Genomic DNA, 414 nt, shown 5'->3' with positions numbered 1-414 from the left:
CGACTGACCCGCGCGCTGCACAGCCACAAGAGCGTCCGCGTGGTCCGCGACCGTCTCGTCAGCGCCGGTCTCCTCACCGACGCGCCCGCCACAGCGCGCGCTCGCGCGGGCGTCATCCCGATGATCGTGCTGGGCGCGGTCGGTGTGGTGCGCTTCTTCACCGGGATCGCGGGCGGCTACCCCATCGGCTACCTGGCCACGCTGCTCGCGCTGACGACGCTGTTCGTGGTGGTGCTGCGCGCGTGGAAGCTGCCCCGACTGACCTCGGAGGGCAAGCGGTTGGCCGACGCCGCCTACCGCTACGTCGAGCAACCCGGCACGGTGGTCGACGTGCCCGGACTCGACACGGCGGCACTGCGCGACCCCCGGCTCGGCAGGGTCGCGGTGCGGGGGTTCGACGCGCACCCCGACCTG

At 73.4% G+C, this 414-nt stretch carries 1 protein-coding gene; it reads left to right on the top strand.

Annotated elements, in window-relative coordinates; all coding sequences use genetic code 11:
* Positions 1–414, top strand: a 414-nt coding sequence (locus tag CCN37_RS37720) for a TIGR04222 domain-containing membrane protein (RefSeq protein WP_143262038.1), incomplete at both ends; no start/stop codon positions are given.

Origin of the sequence: Allokutzneria sp. NRRL B-24872, from assembly GCF_002155965.1 — a bacterium.
Classification (GTDB): domain Bacteria; phylum Actinomycetota; class Actinomycetes; order Mycobacteriales; family Pseudonocardiaceae; genus Allokutzneria.
The sequence above is the reverse complement of the archived record's forward strand: the minus strand, read 5'-3'. Positions and strand labels throughout refer to the sequence as shown.